This window comes from Bacteroides sp. AR20, from assembly GCF_964250605.1.
Taxonomy (GTDB): Bacteria; Bacteroidota; Bacteroidia; order Bacteroidales; family Bacteroidaceae; genus Bacteroides; species Bacteroides uniformis.
This window is the reverse complement of sequence record NZ_CAXUGK010000008.1, coordinates 38879-60151: the sequence shown is the minus strand read 5'-3', so window position 1 is coordinate 60151 and position 21273 is coordinate 38879. Positions and strand designations below refer to the sequence as shown.

Annotated in this window: 13 protein-coding genes and 1 tRNA gene; 11 read left to right on the top strand and 3 right to left on the bottom strand. The window is 46.3% G+C overall.

The window, feature by feature from the left end; all coding sequences use genetic code 11:
- Positions 1 to 105: 105 nt before the first annotated feature.
- From ACESTD_RS06260 to ACESTD_RS06250, 3 genes are all read left to right on the top strand, one after another.
- Entirely contained in the window at positions 106 to 1257 is a 1152-nt protein-coding gene (locus tag ACESTD_RS06260; RefSeq protein WP_373158789.1) for a thioredoxin-like domain-containing protein, read from the top strand.
- 190 nt (positions 1258 to 1447) lie between these two features.
- On the top strand, positions 1448 to 1912 hold the full coding sequence (gene greA / locus ACESTD_RS06255) for a transcription elongation factor GreA (protein ID WP_005824394.1): 465 nt from the start codon (positions 1448 to 1450) through the stop codon (positions 1910 to 1912).
- A 49-nt stretch (positions 1913 to 1961) separates the two neighbouring features.
- Positions 1962 to 2354, top strand: coding sequence for an HIT family protein (locus ACESTD_RS06250; RefSeq protein WP_005824396.1), 393 nt, complete (start codon positions 1962 to 1964; stop codon positions 2352 to 2354).
- A gap of 100 nt (positions 2355 to 2454) precedes the next feature.
- Here the strand turns inward: ACESTD_RS06250 and ACESTD_RS06245 are convergent, their stop codons facing one another.
- Positions 2455 to 3540, bottom strand: a complete 1086-nt coding sequence (locus tag ACESTD_RS06245; RefSeq protein ID WP_005824399.1) for a mannose-1-phosphate guanylyltransferase — start codon at positions 3538 to 3540, stop codon at positions 2455 to 2457.
- Between the two features lie 157 nt (positions 3541 to 3697).
- Between ACESTD_RS06245 and ACESTD_RS06240 the strand changes: the two genes are divergently transcribed.
- The 3 genes from ACESTD_RS06240 (at position 3698) to ACESTD_RS06230 (ending at position 6284) form a co-directional block, all read left to right on the top strand.
- Positions 3698 to 3781 (top strand) — tRNA-Leu (locus tag ACESTD_RS06240).
- Between the two features lie 75 nt (positions 3782 to 3856).
- Complete coding sequence (locus tag ACESTD_RS06235; RefSeq protein ID WP_034525383.1) at positions 3857 to 4666, top strand: Fic family protein; 810 nt, start codon at positions 3857 to 3859, stop codon at positions 4664 to 4666.
- Between the two features lie 229 nt (positions 4667 to 4895).
- A complete protein-coding gene (locus ACESTD_RS06230; RefSeq protein ID WP_373158790.1) occupies positions 4896 to 6284 on the top strand; it encodes an ATP-binding protein in 1389 nt (462 codons plus the stop codon).
- A gap of 10 nt (positions 6285 to 6294) precedes the next feature.
- On the opposite strand, the gene ACESTD_RS06225 is transcribed toward ACESTD_RS06230, so the two are convergent.
- A complete protein-coding gene (locus ACESTD_RS06225) occupies positions 6295 to 7254 on the bottom strand; it encodes a FimB/Mfa2 family fimbrial subunit (protein WP_005833650.1) in 960 nt (319 codons plus the stop codon).
- Positions 7255 to 7601: 347 nt separating this feature from the next.
- Here ACESTD_RS06225 and ACESTD_RS06220 point away from each other — a divergent pair, with 347 nt between their 5' ends.
- Genes ACESTD_RS06220 through ACESTD_RS06205 form a run of 4 tightly spaced genes read left to right on the top strand, consistent with a single transcriptional unit; the run spans position 7602 to position 17131 of the window.
- The gene (locus ACESTD_RS06220) at positions 7602 to 10796 is read left to right on the top strand and encodes a SusC/RagA family TonB-linked outer membrane protein (protein WP_373158791.1); all 3195 of its coding nucleotides are present in this window, start codon (positions 7602 to 7604) and stop codon (positions 10794 to 10796) included.
- Positions 10797 to 10809: 13 nt separating this feature from the next.
- The gene (locus tag ACESTD_RS06215) at positions 10810 to 12489 is read left to right on the top strand and encodes a RagB/SusD family nutrient uptake outer membrane protein (protein WP_195288531.1); all 1680 of its coding nucleotides are present in this window, start codon (positions 10810 to 10812) and stop codon (positions 12487 to 12489) included.
- Between the two features lie 41 nt (positions 12490 to 12530).
- The gene (locus ACESTD_RS06210) at positions 12531 to 14501 is read left to right on the top strand and encodes a hypothetical protein (protein ID WP_373158792.1); all 1971 of its coding nucleotides are present in this window, start codon (positions 12531 to 12533) and stop codon (positions 14499 to 14501) included.
- Between the two features lie 8 nt (positions 14502 to 14509).
- Positions 14510 to 17131 carry a hypothetical protein gene (locus tag ACESTD_RS06205; protein WP_195288532.1) on the top strand — a complete coding sequence of 874 codons (2622 nt, stop codon included), beginning with the start codon at positions 14510 to 14512 and terminating at the stop codon, positions 17129 to 17131.
- A 394-nt stretch (positions 17132 to 17525) separates the two neighbouring features.
- Here ACESTD_RS06205 and ACESTD_RS06200 read toward each other — a convergent pair whose 3' ends face one another.
- Positions 17526 to 19094 carry a glycoside hydrolase family 43 protein gene (locus ACESTD_RS06200; protein ID WP_057253881.1) on the bottom strand — a complete coding sequence of 523 codons (1569 nt, stop codon included), beginning with the start codon at positions 19092 to 19094 and terminating at the stop codon, positions 17526 to 17528.
- A gap of 252 nt (positions 19095 to 19346) precedes the next feature.
- On the opposite strand from ACESTD_RS06200, the gene ACESTD_RS06195 reads away from it, so the two are divergent.
- A complete protein-coding gene (locus tag ACESTD_RS06195) occupies positions 19347 to 21128 on the top strand; it encodes a cellulase family glycosylhydrolase (RefSeq protein ID WP_373158793.1) in 1782 nt (593 codons plus the stop codon).
- The last annotated feature ends 145 nt before the right edge of the window (positions 21129 to 21273 follow it).

The following is a 21273-nucleotide window of genomic DNA, read 5'->3' as shown; positions in this document are numbered from 1 at the left end:
TTTTTTGCAGTTTTCTATATGGAAGAACGAGGGAAAATGCTTTGACTGAACTTGAAAAGAAGTATATTTGCAGGCACGTTTGCAAAACAAAACTGAAGATACGATATGAAGAAAATCTTTTTTATGGCACTTGCTGCAATAGCATTGGGTGCATGTAATTCCGAACCGAAATTCAAAGTAGAGGGTGAAGTGTCTGGTGCCGACGGCAAGATGCTTTATTTGGAAGCCTCGGCATTGGAAGGTATTGTTCCTTTGGATTCTGTAAAACTGGAAGGGGATGGCTCTTTCCACTTCAAGCAGGTACGTCCGGTGTCTCCGGAATTTTACCGTCTGCGGGTAGACGACAAGGTTATTAATTTCTCGGTAGATTCGACGGAAACGGTTTTGGTAAAGGCACCTTATACCGATTTCGCCACTGCCTATACAGTGGAAGGTTCTCCGAATAGCTCGAAGATAAAGGACTTGACGCTGAAGCTGATGAAGCTTCAGGATAATGTGAATGCATTGCTGCAGTCGGTGCAGGCACATAAGATAGGTGCCGATGTTTTTGCGGACAGTCTTGCCTCTTTATTGAAGAACTATAAGGATGAAGTGAAAATCAGCTATATTTTTGCCGCTCCCAATACGGCTGCTGCCTATTTCGCCTTGTTCCAGAAGTTGAATAATTATTTGATTTTCGACCCTCTGAACAATAAGGAAGACATTAAGTGTTTTGCAGCCGTGGCAACCAGCCTGAACAATTATTATCCGGATGCCGACCGCTCCAAGAACCTCTACAATATTGTGATAAAGGGAATGAAGAATACCCGTACTCCGCAGCAGAAGGTGGTGGAAATCCCCGAAGAGGCAATTTCCGAAACCGGCATCATCGACATTAACCTGCGTGACATGAAGGGCAATACACGTAAGTTGAGCGAACTGAAGGGCAAGGCTGTTATTGTGGACTTCACTGTTTATCAGAGTGCCGTTTCTGCTACACATAATTATATGTTGCGCGACTTGTACGACAAGTATGCCGCCCAGGGATTGGAAATCTATCAGGTTTCTCTGGATGCAGACGAGCACTATTGGAAAACAACTGCCGACAATCTGCCTTGGATTTGTGTGCGCGACGGCAATGGAATTTATTCGTCTATAGCGGCTTCTTATAATGTGAAGAATGTGCCTTCTGTGTTCCTGGTCAACAAGAACAATGAGTTGAGTGCCCGTGGAGAGAGCATTAAAGACCTGGAGGCGGCAGTGAAAGCATTGCTGTAACATGTTATAAATAAGAAGTTTTCGTTTAAATATGTTACAAAGCAGCCTTTTATGCTTGACACGCATTGTATAAAAGGCTATCTTTGCAAAGGAAAATCGGAAAGAGGGTTCCAGCATGCTGACCATGTTGGAATTCTTTTTTGTTTATAGTACCATTAAAAACTAACATAACATTTAAGGAGGAAAAAGTATGGCTTATATGTCAGAAGACGGCTACAAGAAATTGATGGCCGAATTGAAACACCTGGAGACGGTGGAACGTCCCAAAATATCGGCTGCCATTGCCGAAGCGCGTGACAAAGGTGATTTGTCGGAAAATGCAGAGTATGACGCTGCCAAGGAAGCTCAAGGTATGCTTGAGATGAAAATTAACAACTTGAAGCTGACCATTGCCGACGCTAAGATTATTGATGAGTCGAAGTTGAAAACCGATTCTGTACAGATTCTCAATAAGGTAGAGCTTAAGAACGTGAAGAATGGCATGAAGATGGTTTATACTATCGTTTCCGAAAGTGAAGCCAATCTGAAGGAAGGAAAGATTTCCGTCAATACTCCGATTGCACAAGGTCTGCTTGGCAAGAAAGTAGGTGACATCGCAGAAATTAAAGTTCCGCAGGGCATGATTAACCTGGAAGTAGTGAACATATCCTTTTAAAGGAAGGCAGGTCCGCATACGGGCTTGCCTTATTTTATAATTTATAGCTATGGCAACAATATTCAGTAGAATTATCGCAGGTGAAATACCTTGCTACAAGGTGGCGGAGGATGACAGATTCTTTGCGTTCCTTGACATCAATCCGTTGGTAAAAGGTCATACATTGGTCATTCCCAAGCAGGAAGTGGATTATATCTTCGATTTGAACGATGAGGATTTGGCGGCGATGCATGTTTTCGCCAAGAGAGTGGCGCTTGCCATCGGCAAGGCCTTTCCGTGTAGAAAGGTAGGAGAAGCGGTATTGGGGCTGGAAGTGCCTCATGCGCACATACATTTGATTCCTATGCAGAACGAAAAAGATATGCTTTTCTCCAATCCCAAACTGAAACTGACGGACGAAGAATTCAAGGCTGTGGCAGAAGCTATCCGTGCAGTGCTTTAATCGGTTTATTTTCCTCCCCTAAATAAACGGAAGCGGGAGTTGGACTTCATCCAGCTCCCGCTATTTTTTTGCCTTCGGCACCTATCCTTTAATTTTTAATTTAAATGTATTCCTCTCCCAGTTTTATCTGGGCATCATTCACATATTTGCGGATGGTATGTTCTTCATCTTTCTTGCAAATCAGTAATACATTGTCCGACTCGGCTATGAGATAACCTTCCAAACCGTCGATAACTGCAAGTTTGTTGTCGGGCAGCACCACGATATTGTCTTTGCTATTATAGATGAGGGATTTACATTTTAAGGCTACATTGCCTGCTTCATCTTTGGGAGACAAATCATACAAAGACCCCCAGGTTCCTAAATCAGACCAGCCGAAATCGCCTAATGACACATATACATTGTCTGCCTTTTCCATGATGCCGAAGTCTATGGAGACATTGGGGCAAGCAGGGAAGTTCTCATCAATGAATTGTTTCTCTTGGACTGTTCCATACACATCTTTGCCGGGGGCCAGTTTGGAAGTCAGCTCGGGCAGCAGGGCTTCGTTTGCCTTGATGATGGTATTTACGTTCCACATGAACAGACCAGAGTTCCAATAGAATTCTCCACTTTCCACGAATACTTTTGCCAGTTCCAGTTCGGGCTTTTCAGTGAAGGTTTTTACCTTGTAGAAATTATCACCGGCGGCTTCGGCTATTTGTATATAGCCATATCCGGTTTCCGGACGGTTGGGCTTGATGCCGAGTGTCAGCAGATTGTCCGATTGGGAAACGAAGTCCAGCCCTTTTTCGATAGCTGCCAGAAATTCGCCTTCCTTCAGGATTAAGTGGTCCGAAGGAGCTACCACTATATTGGCGTTCGGATTCAAGGCGCGGATATGATAGGAAGCCCACGCAATGCAGGGGGCTGTATTCCTGCGTGTCGGCTCCAGTAGAATCTGTTCGGGTTTAAGTTCGGGAAGCTGTTCTTTTACAAGGTCGGCATACAAGTCATTTGTTACGATAAGTATATTTTCCATGGGGATTACCTGCTTGAAGCGGTCGAAGGTTTGCTGCAGCAAGGAACGTCCTGTACCGAAGAAATCCAGAAACTGTTTTGGAAGTGTCTTGCGGCTGAATGGCCAGAAACGGCTGCCGATTCCTCCGCCCATAATTACACAGAAATTATCCTTATTGGTTACCATGCTATTGATTTTAAAAGTTTCTGCTAATGTACTGCATATTTTACAAACAAGGAATGATTCAAGCAGGTTTTATCGTTTTTTTCGCCTTTTTTTAGGAAAAGTATTGCAGGTTTAGAAAAAAGCTGTATCTTTGCACCGCATTTGAGAAGTCAAACATGCCCAGATGGCGGAATCGGTAGACGCGCTGGTCTCAAACACCAGTGGATTCACTTCCATCCCGGTTCGACCCCGGGTCTGGGTACGAAATAAAGAAGCGGGGAAAGTTTTAATGCTTTTCCCGCTTTCTTTTTATACTTATCTTTTATGCCCTTTGCTCATGGGAACAGATATCTGGCAAGAGATAGAAGTACTGAATCAAGAATTTGTGAGGCTTGGTATCAGTCAGTCGGTAGACTATGAAAAGTACTACCTCTATTCGCTTATTACCCATTCTACTGCTATTGAGGGCTCTACACTTACCGAATTGGATACCCAGTTGCTTTTTGATGAGGGGGTAACAGCTAAAGGAAAGCCGTTGGTCTATCATCTGATGAATGAGGATTTGAAGAAGGCATACGAACTCGCCAAAGAAGAAAGTGCACAAAATGCGGAAATTACGCCTGTTTTCTTACAAAAATTGAATGCTGCTCTAATGCGTACTACTGGGAGTGTATATAATGTAATGGGCGGTTCTTTTGATTCTTCTAAAGGTGAATTTCGTTTGTGCGGCGTTACTGCTGGGGTGGGCGGGTGTTCTTATATGAGCTATCCTAAAGTTCCCGCTAAAGTAGAAGAACTTTGTTCTATATTGAGAGAAAAGCAAAAGAATATGGAAACATTTCGGGAACGATATGAATTGAGTTTCAATGCTCATCTCAATTTGGTAACCGTTCATCCGTGGGTAGATGGCAATGGGAGAACGGCTCGTTTGTTGATGAACTATATCCAGTTCTGCCATCATCTTTTTCCGACGAAAATCTTTAAAGAAGATAGGGGCGACTATATTCTTTCTTTGCGGCAGTCGCAAGAAGATGAGAACAGTCAGCCTTTCTTGGACTTTATGGCAGCGCAGCTGAAAAAATCATTTGCGTCAGAGATTGAGAAATACAATACTGGACGTAAAAAAGGTTTTAATCTCATGTTTTGAAAAGCGACGATTCCTTCCTGATAAGCTCATATAGGCATTAGCTGATTGTGCTGTATCATCCTTTTGTATTGGGTTATTCTCAAAATATTCTCTTCTCGGCATTAAATACAAAATAATGGGTGTAAAATGCAAATTTATTTCGTAGATACTGTTTTCGCATTTATTTTTTTCTAAATTTGCAGTAGCTGGAATCTTATCTAACTATTTAATTATTAAATGTTTGCCAATTATGACAAAACATGTTCCTTTTTTTTTACCTCTCGGAAGTATTCGGTTACTGACGATATTCTTCTCTTTTTGTATAATCTTTGTTCATCCGGCATTGGCTGACAAAATGGCTGAAAGCCCCGAACTTTTCGATACTGCTTTCACCTTGCAGGAAAGGCTTGATATTCCCGACGGGTTTGTTCAAAGAGAGATGGTCTATATTTCCATTCTTTTAGGTACATTGGTGCTGTGCCTCTTCTTTTTCTTCATGCAGAGGCGGATGAAGAAATTGAGGGAAAGGGACCGGGAGAGGTATCTGCAACTGTTGGAAGGCATTCTTGATAATCTTCCCATTGCGGCAAAAGTGAAGGATGTGAATGATGGGATGCGCTATACTTTTTGGAATAAAAAGGCAGAGGAACTCTTTGAATGTTCGGCCAGAGAGGCTATAGGCAAGACGGATTTTGAAACAATGCCAGAGGCTGCGGCTTTAATTAGGAAGGAGGATGAAGAGTTGGTCAAGACGGGGATTCCACAAGAAGGTATACGACGTTTTTTTACCAAGAAGAACGAGGAGCGGTTTACCTTCCAGAACAATAATTTTATAAAGCTTTCTGATGGTCGCAAGTGGATTGTTTATACTGCTTGGGACATTACTGATTTGAAAATCATGGAGCGCAAGCTACGTCTGGCCAAAGAGGAGGCTGAGGAGTCCAACCGGATAAAATCGGCTTTCCTGGCCAATATGAGTCATGAGATACGTACTCCGCTCAATGCAATAGTTGGTTTTTCGAGTATTTTGGCCACGGAAGTGTCTGAGGAAGAACGGGTGGAGTATCTCGATATTATAGAGCGGAATAATGAACTGCTGTTGCAGCTCATCAATGACATTCTGGATTTGTCGAAGATAGAAGCCGGTACATTGGAGTATGTCTATGCTAACGTGGATATCAATAAAATGGTGTCCGAGATAGAGCAGGCTACAAGTATCAGGCTGACCAATAAAGACGTGCGTCTGGTCACGGTTACGCCATTGCCCGGTTTGCTGCTGTATACCGATCAGCGCAGAATTACTCAGGTATTCAATAACTTCATCAGTAATGCGCTGAAGTTTACTGCTGCCGGTAGCATTACCATTGGTTACGGAATGCCCGAAAATAGCTATATCCGTTTTTATGTCACCGATACCGGGACGGGGATATCATCTGAGAATGCGCAGGGGATTTTTAACCGCTTTGTGAAGCTGGATTCCTTTAAGCAAGGTACCGGACTGGGACTGGCCATTTCGCAAAACATTGTGAAGGAACTGAAAGGAGAGATAGGGGTGGAGTCACAGTTGAGCAAGGGCTCCACTTTCTGGTTCACGTTGCCTTTTTATAAGATGGACGCGCACCGTTCTATCTTTCCTTGATGCTGCAAGCTCAATCCAATGAAGGGACATCGATTGTCTGGCTTTCCTCGTTCCAGTTGTCAAGGGTGAATTCTCCGGATGATTCTTCGGAAAAGATGTCTCCCAGAGTGAGGGTCAGGGTCAGTTTGGAGTTTGCTTCCAAAGGTCCGTTCAATGTTTGCTTGAAACTTTTCACGTTTCCATTTTTCAGTATGATGCTCATCTGGAATTCCGGTTTCCCGAAAGAAGGGAAGAGCATGACGGTGGCGTTGCTCATTTGTGTACCGTCGACGGAACGGACCAGAGGGAAGGCTACTGTGCGTGGGCTTCCTTGAGGAGCGGCGGTGTAGAAATTCAGTTCTCCAGCAATATTGGTGATGCGCACCACCATGCTGTCGATGCTCGAACTGAGGATGCCGTTGTTCTTGTCCTTGATGATTACTTTCAGTCCGGTCACTACCCGTTTGAGGGATGCTTTCAGGTCCTCACTTCCAATGTTGGCAGGCTGGACGGCGTGTACCAGGTCGAATACCGGATAATAGGTTGTGTCCGCTTCCATTTTGAATAGGGAGAAGTGTTGCCGGGACATGTCTTCGCCTAAGATGTAGACCGGGTCCCTCATGAGAGGATGTGCATAAATCGGCTCCTCGTATTTAGGGGTTCCCCAATAAATCATGTTATAGAGACCTGCGGGTAAGGATAACTCTCGATTGACGCCATCGTTATAGAAAGCTCCGTCTTTAACTTGGTAGTAACCGTAAAAAGGTGTCAGCTTCCGGTTTATGTAGTTTCCATAATAAATAGAGGTGCCCGCCTTGCAGGGCATGATGGTCAGTATGCCGGTCAGCGGGCTTTGTCCGCTTTCTGTGGACACGTCCATCAAAAGTCGTGGTGATACCAACTCACTGCTTTTTTCTATCTGGGGCGGATTGTCATCGGCGCAGCTTGCCACGATTGCGGCAAGTACTGCAAATACTACTAATTTTTTCATTATCTGTTAAGCTTTAGGTTGTTCTTCCTTGAGAACGTTTTTAGAAAGAAATGGTTCTTTGTACTCCGGAGAAAGTATATTGGGGATGGAAAAGTGAGGTGAAACCAATTCCGGTATTGAGGGGAATGGGAAGAATAGCCCCTCTTCAAAAGGCTTAGAGAAGGGACGGAAAACAAATTATACCTTTTTTAGTAACATTTTAGAAGCCTTGATTAACGAAATCATATACTCTTCGTAACAATTTCTCGACATTCTTTTCTTGTTCCTCCATACATTTGCATCCGAGTTCTTTGGTATTAATTGAAGAACACAATGAATCTTTGATATTAACCATTAAATAATGTACAATGAGAAAAACATTCTTGGAAAAGTGCATAAATCTGCGTTTATGCCGTGTTGCATTGGTACTTTTGTTTCTTGTACCTGCAATCAGTAGCCTGCAGGCTAATCCTTCTCAAAACAAGACCATTTCGGGTGTTGTGACATCGGCTACGGATAGTGAGCCGTTGATAGGTGTCAGCGTGCAGGTGAGAGAAACCGCTACGGGTGGAATTACCGACATTGATGGCCGGTATTCGGTAAGTGCCCAACAAGGACAGACACTGGTGTTTTCTTACATCGGTTATCAATCACAGGAAATCAAGGTAGGTACTTCTTCCGTCATCAATGTGGTGCTGAAGGAGGACACGGAAATGTTGGATGAAGTGGTTGTAGTGGGCTATGGTGTCCAGAAGAAGAAATTGGTGACGGGTGCCACTGTTCAGGTGAAGGGTGACGAAATAGCCAAGATGAATACAACCAATCCCTTGCAGGCTATGCAGGGACAGACACCGGGTGTAAGTATTGCTTCGACTTCCGGTCAACCGGGTGCTGACATGAAAGTGAGTATCCGTGGTCTTGGTACCGTGGGAAATAGTGCTCCTCTTTATCTGATTGATGGTGTGGGTGGTGATATTTCTACTTTGAATCCTGCCGATATTGAAAGTATAGATGTACTGAAAGATGCGGCTAGTGCGGCTATCTACGGTTCGGCCGGTGCTAATGGTGTAGTGCTTATTACTACCAAGCAAGGGCGCGAAGGTAAAGCGCAGATTAGTTTCGATGCTTATTATGGAATACAGAATGTAGCTCGTAAGGCTAATATGCTGAATGCAAAAGAGTATATGGCCATTATGGATGAGCAGGCTTTGAATAGCGGACTTTCGGCTTACGATTGGAGCCAATACCAGTCTATTTACGATGCCAATGGCAATGTGTATGATACGGATTGGGTAGATACTATGTTCAAAGATAATGCCACAACGGAGAGCTATACGCTGGGTGTCACTGGTGGAAACGCAACTTCCACTTATGCCCTTTCGTTAGGATATATGAGTCAGGAAGGTATTGTCGGCGGTTCGGATGTGTCTAACTATTCGCGTTACAATTTCCGTGTGAACAGCGAGCACAAACTTTTCAAGGATATTTTGAAAGTGGGCGAGCAGGTGAGTTTTGTATATAAGATGAATAACGGTATCAGTGTAGGCAACCAATATAATAATACCTTACGCGGTGCATTCGGAACATCGCCTATCGCTCCTGTCTATAGCGATAATAATCTTTATGATTCGCCTTACAATGACACCAGTACCAGTGACTGGAATAAAGGTGATGGAAACCCTTATGGTTTAATGATGACCGACAGCAACAATGAGAACAAAACGGCTACTTTTTCCGGTAATGTTTATGCTGAATTGCAGCCTGTCAAGAATTTGAAGATAAAGTCTGTATTCGGTGTGGTTTATGGTTCCAGCGAATACCGTAGTTTCAAGCCTCTCTACAAGTTCAGCCAATATATATATAATGAAGAACGTACTACCGTATCTCAAAATGCCAATCACTCTTTGGGTATGACATGGACCAATACGGCTTCTTATGACTGGACTATGGGAGAACATTCGTTCAACGCCTTGCTGGGTATGGAAGCCTATCGTTACGAGGGCACTTATATCGAAGCTAAAAATGGTATGTTGAAAGAAGGTTTTGATGATTGGGAGCATGCTTTTGTGGGCAACGGAACGGCCTCCGATTCGACCAACGGCTTGGGTGTCAGTGGCAATCCGCATACCGAGAGCCGCAAGGTGTCCTATTTCGGCCGATTGGGTTGGAACTGGAAAGAAACTTATATGGTCAATGCTACTTTGCGTGCAGACGGTTCGAGCAACTTTGCCAAAGGCAACCGTTTTGGTTACTTCCCTTCGGTATCGGCAGGATGGACCATTACTAACGAAAAATTCATGGAAAGTACGCAAAACTGGCTCGACTTCCTGAAAATACGTGCCAGCTGGGGACAAGTGGGTAATGCCAACATTGACGCATTCCAATATCTGGCTCCTATCAAGAGTACCAATACACACTATCTTTTCGGCAGCGGTTACGGCGACTCGGATGCTGCGGCACAGCTCGGAACCAACTGGGGAGCTTACCCTAGTCGTCTGGCTAATGCTGACATCAAGTGGGAGACTTCACAGCAGACCAATATCGGTCTTGATGCCCGATTCCTCAACAGTCGCCTGGGTGTTAATTTCGATTTCTACATTAAAGATACTAAAGACTGGCTCGTGGTGGCTCCTATTCTTGCTACTGCCGGAGCAGGTGCTCCTTATATTAATGGCGGTGGAGTGAAAAACACCGGTGTGGAACTCAATCTTACTTGGAATGACCAAATAGGCAAAGACTTTAGTTACAATATCGGTATCAACGGTGCCTACAATAAGAATAAGGTCGGAGAGATTCCTAACGACGATGGTATCATTCATGGCTCTACCAACCAGTTGTATGACAATACTCCTGAATTCTATCGTGCCGAGAATGGTAAGCCTATCGGTTATTTCTATGGTTTCAAGACAGCAGGCATATTCCAAAACAATCAAGAAATAGAGGATTGGATTAAGGCTGGTAACGGTGTGCTGCAAGCTGACGTACAACCAGGTGACGTGAAGTTTGTGGACATCAACCATGACGGACGGGTGAACGAGCTTGACAAGACCGATCTTGGTAACGGTATTCCTGATTTCACTATGGGCTTCAATCTCGGTTTCAACTGGAAAGGACTTGATTTCTCTGTAGTGGCCAACGGTGCTTTCGGACAGCAGATTGTCCAGAGCTATCGTAACCATACCTCCAAGCAAGCCAATTATACTACTGCAATTTTAGGACGTTGGACAGGAGAGGGAACCAGCAATCGCATACCTCGTGTCACAGACCAGAATCTCAACTGGCAGTTCTCAGACCTCTATGTGCAGGATGGTGATTACCTGCGAATCAGTAACATTACTTTGGGCTACGACTTTGCCAAGCTACTGAGATGTAAGGTCATCAGCCAGTGCCGTATCTATGCTCAGGTACAGAATGCGTTCACATTTACCAAATATGACGGCATGGATCCGGAAATAGGTTATGGTCCCGAAGGAGATAACGGACAAGGTTGGGTATCGGGCGTTGATTTAGGTTATTACCCCCGTCCCCGTACCGTATTGTTTGGTGTTAACTTGAAATTTTAAAATATAGACTGATATGAAGAAAAACAAAAATATATTTATGGCAAGTGTCCTGCTCCTGAGTTTGGGACTGGCTTCGTGTACCGACAGTTTTCTCGATGTTACGTCGAAGACTGAATCTTCAACCGGTACATTCTATAAGACTGAAAAAGATGCTTATCGTGCTCTGATAGGTTGTTATGATGGTTGGCGCCAGACTTCATCAGCCATGATGGTAGGGTTTTATATGGCTTCCGAGGTGATGAGTGCCGAGTGTTTTGGCGCTACCGGAAATGCCGATGGACGTGGCTATCAGGCCATTGACCGTTTTGACATCTCCCAATCGCCGGCTGACCTCAACCTATACGAAGGTGACTGGAAAAATTATTATGCGGGCGTCTATCGTTGCAACGAGCTGATAGCTCATGAAGAGCAGATTGTATGGAATGAATCGGATAGCAAACGTGGTATCTATATGGGCGAATGTCGTACGTTGCGTGCATTGCTTTATCTGGATATGGTTCGTTTATGGGGGAATATCCCACTCTTTCTGGAACCGGTAAACGAAAATCGCGCTCCTTCACCTGCCAAAGAGGTGTTCAGTGCCATATTTACTGACTTAAAATATGCTATCGAGAATATTCCCGGTGACGCTTATCCCAAGGCCGACTATACCAAGAACGACGGACATATTACAAAATATGCCGCCGAGGCTTTGCTGGCACGTGCCTATCTTTTCTATACCGGATATTACGGTGAAGAACCTGTAGAGGTGACTCGTGCCGAAGCTTTGGCTGCTGTAGAAGACGTAATCGCTTCAGGAGAATATGGTTTGGTACCGCAATTCAAGAATTTATGGCCGGCTTCTTCTGCAAAAGTGGCCGAAAAAGGAGACTATGAAACTTTGAAGGGTACATATGCCGGTGATGGAAACAAGGAAACCATTCTTGCGTTGAAATTTACCGCTACTCAGGATTATAACGGGAATAATGACTCCAACCGTTGGCAGGTGATGTTGGGTATGCGCCAGCTTAATGCTGCTCCCTATTGCAAGGGATGGGGCGCATTGACGGTAAATCCTGATTTTGTGGAAGCGTTTCCCACTGGTGACCTCCGCCGTTCGGCTTCTATCATTGATTTGGTAGGGGAAGGAATCACCGGTTCGGCCGACTTTACCACCAGTTTTAATGACTGGCGTGAATATACCGGCTATGCTGTGAAGAAGTATGCTCCCCTTTGCTATGCCGATGGAAGCCATGCCGGTAAGCAGGATGGTAGCGGTGACTTCCAGACACAGAACCGCCAAGACTACGTTTTTATCCGTTATGCCGACGTATTGTTGATGGCCGCAGAACTGGGTAGCCCCAATGCGCAAACTTATTTCGACCAAGTGCGTAAGCGTGCTTATCAGGTTGATGACAACGGAACAGTATCGGCCAACTATCAAGCTAAGAGTGTGTCTCAACAAGCTATTATGGAAGAACGTCGTCTTGAATTTGCTTTTGAAAGCATTAATTATTGGGATCTCCTGCGTCAAGGTATAGACGTGGCAGCCGAGAAGCTCGCCTTGAATGGTGTCAAGGTGAAGAGTGGAGGCGCTGATGATGCAATAACCATACGGGTCGACCGTGTGAAAGCCACCAAAGGCTTGAGCCAGATTCCTTATAATCAAATTAACCTTTCACAGAGTGTACTTGTGCAGAATCCCGGATGGTGAGTACCATTAATAGAGTAAATAAAAAATAAAAACAATAAGATATGAGACTTAAATCATTCTTTTCCATATTGGCAGGAGCGGCTTTGATATTTTCCGCTTGCTCGCCCGAAGAGTACGAGATGGGGGCAAAAACCTATGTTTCCGATGATTTGGTGGAAGGTATCGCCTATACGGTGACCCCTGATGCCAATGATCCTAATACGATTCATCTGACTTCGCTCATCAAGGGAGCCACTCCCTTGTGGGTCACTCCAAGCGGTCCTTCTCAAAAGACCACTCTTGACTTGGCACTTCCTTTTGCCGGAGAATATAGCGTGACTTTCGGCGCTTCCACACCGGCAGGTCCGGTATATGGCGAACCATATACCTTCAAGGTAGAGACCAATAACTTTGCCATGCTCGAAGACCCTATCTGGGCTAACCTTGCAGGTGGAGTGGGCAAGAGCCGTAAGTGGGTTCCCATTGACAAGAACTTTGGTATTGGCCGTTGTTCGGGACCGGTGATGTACATGAGCCACACTGATGTGAAAAATGATGGAAGCAATATTACCGACCTTATGATTGGTAGCGCCAATTGGGCTCCCAACTGGGATCCGGGTATCCAATCGTGGCTCATTCCGGCAGACGACCCCTATTTCCAGTCGTACATCACTTTCGGCCTGGATGCTGTGAAAGGCTGTACGGTGGAACTTCATCGGGTGGCTGCTTCGGGCACGACGGATGCCACCGGAACTTTCAACTTGAATGTGTCTGACCCGAAACGCCCTGTCATATCTTTCTATGGCGGTACCTATTCATTGCATAACGAGGGTTTTGATGATGTCTGTTCCAACTATACCAACGACATCAAGATTATAGAATGTACTCCTTATCTGCTGCAGGTAGCTACGATGCGTACCAATAGCGAAGGTCGGTGGTGGCTGGTGTGGAACTTCATTTCCGAAGAGGCTTATAATGACCCCAGTATCATACCGACTGAAGATCCGGGTTTGCTTCAGCCTGCCGAAGTACAACAGCCTGCCATTGAAGATTTGGCAACCAAACTGTTCACTACTGAAATCAACGGTGTCACCTATGTGGGCAATGAGGCACGCTTCCTCATCAATGATGAAGAACCTTATGACTGGACATGGTGGAATGGTGGCTCTGCTGCTTGGGAAAGCGTAGTGAAGGGACAGTACGGTTCTTCATGGGCACCTGTGGCCGATGCTTCCATTGCCGACTATGAGCTGGTATTGAGCAGCACGGCCGATGGCTACAAATGGGATGACGGTACCAATGCCGGTAAGCTTGCCATTGAAGACGGCAAATTGAAATTTATGGATGCCGACGGCAATCCGGTTGAGATAACCGTCCTCACCGCTACCGGTGATAAGCGCACGGTGGAAGTGAAGGGAAGCGAGTTTACCGTAATGGCTTGCGATGTCACCAGCTCTTTCCAGATGGGTGTGCCTGCAACGACCAATGACAAGGGAGCCGTGGATTCTTATCTTTGTGCCAACCTCAACTACAAACCTATCGCTACCGGACCTACCGGGCCTACTGAAATCAAGGTAGACAACAGCAAGGTACAAATTCTTTTCGGTGACGGAAATCCCGATCGTTTGCGCTTGCAGTTCTACAATCCTTGGGGCGGTGGTGACGCGGGATGGCCGATCGACATCACGAAGGTGAAGTTGAAAAAGAACCAGACGCTGAAGATACAGTACAAAGTGCTGAGTGGAATCACTTGGAACGAGGGCGCGACTCCTAAGACCGTGATTATGGACAATAACATCGGAAATGCTTGGGAAGATGACTGCTACAACCTGGCTCATGCCGTGGCCTTTGATACTGCCGAAGGAGCTGTACAGACTGTGTCCGTGACCAATACCACCGGTGCCACTGTGACTTACGAAGGAAGCAGTTGTATCTGTATCGGTATCCAGAATAAGGGACTTGCTACTGTGGCTGCCACCGAAGACGGACAGCCGGATGTGAAGGTTGAGATAATTTCGATGACCATTGAATAACCACTTAAATGAATTTAGTATATATGAAGACAAAGATATATTTAGGAATACTTTCATTTGTACTGGGTCTTTCGCTGGCTTCGTGCAGTGAAGATGACGACTATACTATCCACACCACCCCGATTCTGAACGAATCGTCGGTGGTGACGGGGTCGTCCGATGTGACCGCCACTACCGCTACACTCCATGCCACGCTCTCCGGGTTGGATGGCATGGATGCCGGAAGCTATAAGACCGGCTTCTTCTATGGTTTTGCGCAAGACAACCTGCCCGAGGACGTGCAGGCTGCTTATGACGGCAGCGCCTTCAGTGCTCAGTTGAACGGGTTGAACAATAACTCTACGCTCTATTATCAGGCTTATGTATGCTTGCAGGGTAAGGTGTATTACAAAGGTGAGGTGAAAAGCTTGCTCACCACCGATGCCAAGGTGGCTACTGCCGATGCCGCATCTGTCGACTTCGCCTCGGCTGTATTGGGTGGGACATTGACCGATGCTACGGCCGATGCTACTTGTGGTGTTGTTATCTCTACTTCATCCGATGTAGAAGCGGTTCGTGCAGGCCTTATAGTGAAGAGTGAGGAACTTAAGGACAGCTATTCATTCGTCCATGAAGGGTTGGTGCCCGAAACGCAATACTATTATGCGGCTTACCTCAATCTGGGTAGCGGCATTGTGTATGGTGAGGTGAAGAGCTTCACTACTCCTGCCTATGACTTCGATCTCGACAATGACCTTGTCGACCTGGGACTCTCCGTGAAGTGGGCTCGCTTCAATGTGGGTGCCAAGAGCGAGACTGGACTGGGTGGCCTTTTCGGATTCGGTGACCTGACCGGATGCAACAATAGCATCGACCCTGCCGACTATGCTTCGGCCGATACTTATAAAACGGCTTCCGACTTGGCTTTCCGTGCATTTCAAGGGCGTGCCACACTGCCTACTGCCGATGATTTCGAGGAACTCTTCACGTTGTGCCAGAAAGAGTGGACTGAGCAGAATGGAGTGACAGGTTTCAAGTTCACCGGTCCTAATGGTAATTCCATCTTCCTGCCTGCAGCCGGTACGCGTGTGGCAAACGATGTGACAGCGCTGGGTACTGAAGGATATTACCTCACCGGTACTGTCAACTCTTCCAATACAGAATTTGCGGTAGGTTACCAGTTTGCAGCTTCTGTCAATCACCGTATCACTGCCGCAGTTTATCAAGGTATGGCTGTACGCGCTGTTTCCACAGCCAAGAACGTACCGTTCAACAAGGCTCTGCTCTATCAGAAGTGGTATCTTGACAATGGCCAGGACGGTAAGCAGCACGCGTTTGAAGGACCTTTCACGCAGTGGGGTGTTACGGACAACTGGAGTACGGTTTCCAACGGACAACCCAACATTGAACAGCAGATTCATTGGGAGATGGGTACGGATAATGGCTGGATAGGTTATACTTACGGAAAGGACTATGGTTATATGGAGCTCAAGGAGGACGGTACGGTGAATATTCATCGTATTGCCGAAGACGGTACCGTGACCGATGAAACCGGTAAGTTTACGATTGACGAGGCGAATAAAGTGATTGACATCGACATAGATGTGCTTTGTGCCAATACTTGGATTGGCACGAAGAGTGGTAAGCTGAACATTCTGTCGTTGACTGCCGACGGCCTGCAGATTGCCCTGCCCGATGGCGACTATGGCTATTCGTTGAACTATTACAGCCAGGCCAAGGCCGATGCCGATGCGCAGGTTCCTGTATTGCTCAATATCGCCGATTCATCATGGGCAGGAAGTTGGGATGCACTGCTTGTAGCCATTTCACCCGAAGACTTGGCTGGACAGCACACGTTTGTTTTCGAGGGAACTTGTACCGATGCTATGGTGTTTACGCTTGACTTTGCCGGTATGGCGAAGCGCTATCCCAATTCGTTTGTACGCATTGACGACATCAAGCTGGACGGTACTTCCATCCGGTTTGATGCCAACCGCTTCTATTATGGCGACATTGAAGGAAACGGCAAGTACCGTGTTCAGTTGTTCAATGCTTATGGGGCGGGTTCTGTAGGCAATGCTGTTCCTCTCAGTCCGTTCAGCAATGTAGAAAATCAAGGTACCGAGCCTGCCATCCATTTCAAGGAGAAGCTTGAGATTGTCTGCACCGTCATTACCGACGGTACCGGTGCAGGTATTTATACGCCCAATCTGGTTACTGTCAATCCGGATTGGGGAAGTGCATGGGGATATAACGCAGGAGCTACGTTCGAGGTGAAATACGAGAACTTCCAGTACAGCCTTGTGGCTTCTCAGTTCGACATTAAGTACGAATCTGCCGACTATGCGGCAGGTTCCATCATGACCTTCGTTGAAGTGGCTGACATTTACAAGTATTTCCCCGGTTTACATGCCACACTTGACAACCTCTATCTGGATGGCAAGGAAGTGACATTTGATGCATCCAAAGTGCTCGATGCCAATGAATCCCCGAAGTATCGTCTGGAACTTTGGAATTGCTATGGGACAACAAAGGATAAAGGGTGCGCTTTCGGTACTCCTGATGGTGATGTTATCAAGGAACTTGGTTTCAGCAGTTCTATGGAAGTGAAGTTCACGTTCCACACTCTTTTCTCTGTTCCTGAATGGTAAGAGGGATAGACGGAAATATACTGGTTAGATAGGAAATCCGGGATGCAGGCCATGCCGGATTTTTTGTTTTGCCCTCACCGGTGTGCATCGTTCTGATATAGATTGAAGAACCATAGAGAGAATAAAATAAAGGAGGTGGTCCGTAAGGCGGCGCTTTGATAGCTCTTTGCCTTGTACTTTGTTCGGACGGGATGGGTACTTATTGCGATAAACATAGTGATTTTATGGTATCTCCACTAAAGTGGTCCGCCTTGTTCATAGTAGTGAACAAATCAGCCCACTTAGGTGAACAAACTTGTTCACCTAAGTGGGCCGTTCATGAATCTTTGTACTGAACCGGACAGACAAAAGGGCGGAAGCGGAGAAAAGCAGGGGCTTTCTCTAAGATTGGCTGCTATTTTCCTTCGTAATCAAAGTATTCAAAGTCTGCATATGCTTTTGAGGTTTGAGAACCGGAGACGGCATACAATCCCAGCATGATTCCCGTAAAGCCACCGGCAGTTTCTGTACTGATATAGCGCGTATTCATTCGGCCCAGTTCTTTGAAGTCCTTTCCGTTTGTGGCATACTCGAACGAATAGATTTCGTTGCTGCCTTTTACACGGAGTTGTACTTTCCCCTGGGGCAGAATAACTTCCTTTTCCGTATGGGTCAATTCATTCAATTGGTAGCGCAATACTACAGCTTGTTTCCCGTCTGCCAATTGCTTGACTAATAAATCGTAATGGGACGATTCGAACATGTAGACCGTCAGGCCGGCTTCGTCGCCACTGGCGGCTTTTTTCAGTTGCATGGAAGTGGTGGCTGTGAAGTCGATATGTTCTTGCCGGCGGCCGGCAAAAGTAGGACTGCCTTTCCCGTTGTTCAGGTTTACGGGGGTTGCTTTCAGACGGAGGTTACCGGAAGCAAAGGTATAGTTTTCCGGATGATAGTTTCTGATATGAACCCATTCGGGACCTAATTTGCCGTTTTTGAAATCGGTGCGTGCAGGCTTGGGGGCAAGAGGATATTGCGGTAGGGTTGGCACATCCATTTGCAGGGCTATTGTGCCATCTCCGTTTACTACCGGCCAGGCATTCTTGTCCCAGCGCACGGGAGCAAGGAACGTTTCGCGTCCCAGCAGGTGATGGTTGCCGCTTTGCGGACGGAAAGCGAGACACACCATCCACCACGAACCGTCAGGGGCTTGTATCAGGTCGGCATGGCCGGTTCCTTGTATCGGGCTGTTTTGTGCATTCTTGTTGATGTGGGTCAGGATGGGATTGGCGGGGTTCTCTTCGTACGGGCCGTCTATATCGCGGCTACGGGCTATTGTCACTTTGTGGCCGTATTCCGTGCCGCCTTCGGAAATCAGCAGATAATACCATCCGTCTTTCTTGTAAATATGCGGCCCTTCAGGGTGCCGTCCGCCCGTGCCGTTCCAGATGCGTTTGGACTCGTTGAGTTGTTCGCCGGTTTTGGGGTTGATTTCGCACAGATAGATACCTACGCCCGGATTGCTGACGAGGTAACACTTGCCGTCTTCAAAATAGAGGGACGGGTCTATACCGCCTTGCTTGAGCCATACGGGTTCTGACCATTCGCCACGCGGGTCGGTAGTGTGTACAAGGAAGTTGCCTTTGTCGGACACGTTGGTGGTAATCATGTAGAATGTACCGCTGTTGTAGCGGATGGTAGGTGCATAGATTCCTCCCCATGGGCCGGCGTCGTGAAGCGGCAGTTGTGAGGGGCGCGTCAGGCAGTGTCCGATTTGTTCCCAGTTGATGAGGTCTTTGCTGTGGAACAACGGTACGCCCGGGAAATATTGGAAACTACTGTTGACCAGATAAAAGTCATCTCCTGCGCGGCAGATACTCGGGTCGGGATGGAAACCGGGAATAACGGGATTTTGATAACCTTGCCGGTTTTGTGAAAAGCAGGACAGGCTGAGCGCCAGTCCTAAAAGTAACATCATCTTTCTCATAAATGCATTGTATTTTAAATAGTTTATCAGATATATGAATCAGGGTAGTTGAAGGAAGTGTTTATACACAAAAATAAAGTATTCTTTCGGTTCAAGCAAGCCGGATGTGTCTGATGTCATTCAATGATAACTTTTGAGCCCTATTCGGAAACAAATGATACCGTTGCAGATAACATGGCATCGGTGTGTTTTCCGCCTTTTCCGCTACTTTTGCTCTCACTGATTTAACCATTATTTTTAATACGTAAAGACATGATGAAGAATATCATTGAAAAATTCCAAATTTGCCTGGTGCTGTCGGCACTGCTTTTCTCTTCTTTCGTTGCCGCATGTTCCGGCAATGATGATACTGTGACTCCAGAAATAACGATTCCCGCGAACATTCTGACGGATGGAATGACTTTCTCCAAGACCGGAGGAACAAGTACGCTGAACATCAAGTCGAACGTTGCATTGGAAGTTACCAGCAGTGCACCGGAGTGGTGTAAGGTTACTGCCGAAAGTTCTGCTTCGAGTAGTATTTTGAAGTATACCGTTATGGCAGAAGCCAATACGGACACGAGTGACCGTGAAGCCAAGGTAACGGTGAAAGCCGGAGGCAGCGAAGTAGGGAGCTTCACAGTGAAACAAACGGCTGCGGACGGATTAATCATATCCAACTCTACCTCTTTCGACCTGCCAGCTGCGGGAGGAGATGTTTCTGTGGTGGTGGAAACCAATGGTGACGTACAAGCCGTTTCCGATGTTTCTTGGATAAAGGCGGTCAATACCCGTGCCATGGAAGACAAGATTTTCAAGTTTACCGTCTCTCCCAATCCTTTGGGAGCGCGCGAAGGCCATATCTCTTTTACTTTGGGTAGCCTGACGGAGACTGTGGCCGTAAAGCAGGGTGCGGGCGAAACCGGCAATATGGAAAGCGATGCCAGGACACTTGCCGCCAAGATGTATGCAGGTATCAATATCGGCAACACGCTGGAAGCTTGTGATAACAAGAACAAGATAGCGAGCGAAACGTTATGGGGAAATCCTAAAGTGAGTGAGGCATATATCAAAGGGCTGAAGGCATTGGGATTTAATGCGGTGCGCATCCCTTGCGCGTGGGATTACTACATTGTGAATCCATCGACCTATGAGATAGATGCTGCATGGCTCGACCGGGTGAGCGAAGTGGTGGGCTACTGTGTAGCCAATGATATGTATGCCATTGTCAATATCCATTGGGATGGCGGTTGGCTTGAAGAGAGTATCACCCATGGTTACAGCAGCGAAGTAGATGCCAAGCAGAAAGCTATCTGGACACAGATTGCCAATAAACTGAATGCTTATGACGAACACCTGCTCTTTGCCGGATGTAACGAACCCGGACAGCAAGACCAGGGGAACGTTGGCACATCGGCCATAGATGTCATCTTGAAATACGAACAGACCTTCATTGATGCCGTGCGTGCCACCGGAGGAAATAATGCGAGCCGTTGTCTGATTGTGCAAGGTCCTTATACCAATATTGACAAGACGGTGAATGACTACACGATGCCCAAGGATGAGGTACCCGACCGTCTGATGGTGGAAGTTCACTTCTATGATCCCTATCAGTTCACCATGATGAACCATGACGAAACCTGGAGCAATGTATTCCTTTATTGGGGTAAGGATAATCATGTATCCGGTTCCATTCATAATGCCACCGGTTACGAAGAAGATTATGTGAAGCAGCAATTCCAGAAGATGAAAACGGCCTATGCAGATAAGGGAATTCCTGTGATTGTAGGCGAGTATAGTGCCATGAAGTGGGCAAAAGAAGACAAGATAGAGGGGACTTCTGAACTTGCCTATCCTGATATTGACCAGGAGATGCATAACAAGAGCCGCTCCTATTGGAATGAGGTAGTCACCCGAGAGGCGAAAAACCACGGTTGTGTCCCCTTTTATTGGGAAACCGGCGGTGACATGAACCGTGGTACGGGTACGGCGAAGGAGGCTTATGCCATTGAGGGCATCATGAAGGGAGCCGCAGCCGGTCAATACCCTTATTGATTGAGTGGTGGATAGAATAAAAGACAGTTTTTAAAAGTATCATACAAATAGGTTTTATAGGTTACAAGGATTGTTGATATAGTTTTTTTGATTGGTTACGGAGAAGTATGTCCGCGAGGGATATGCTTCTCCTTCTTTAAAAATC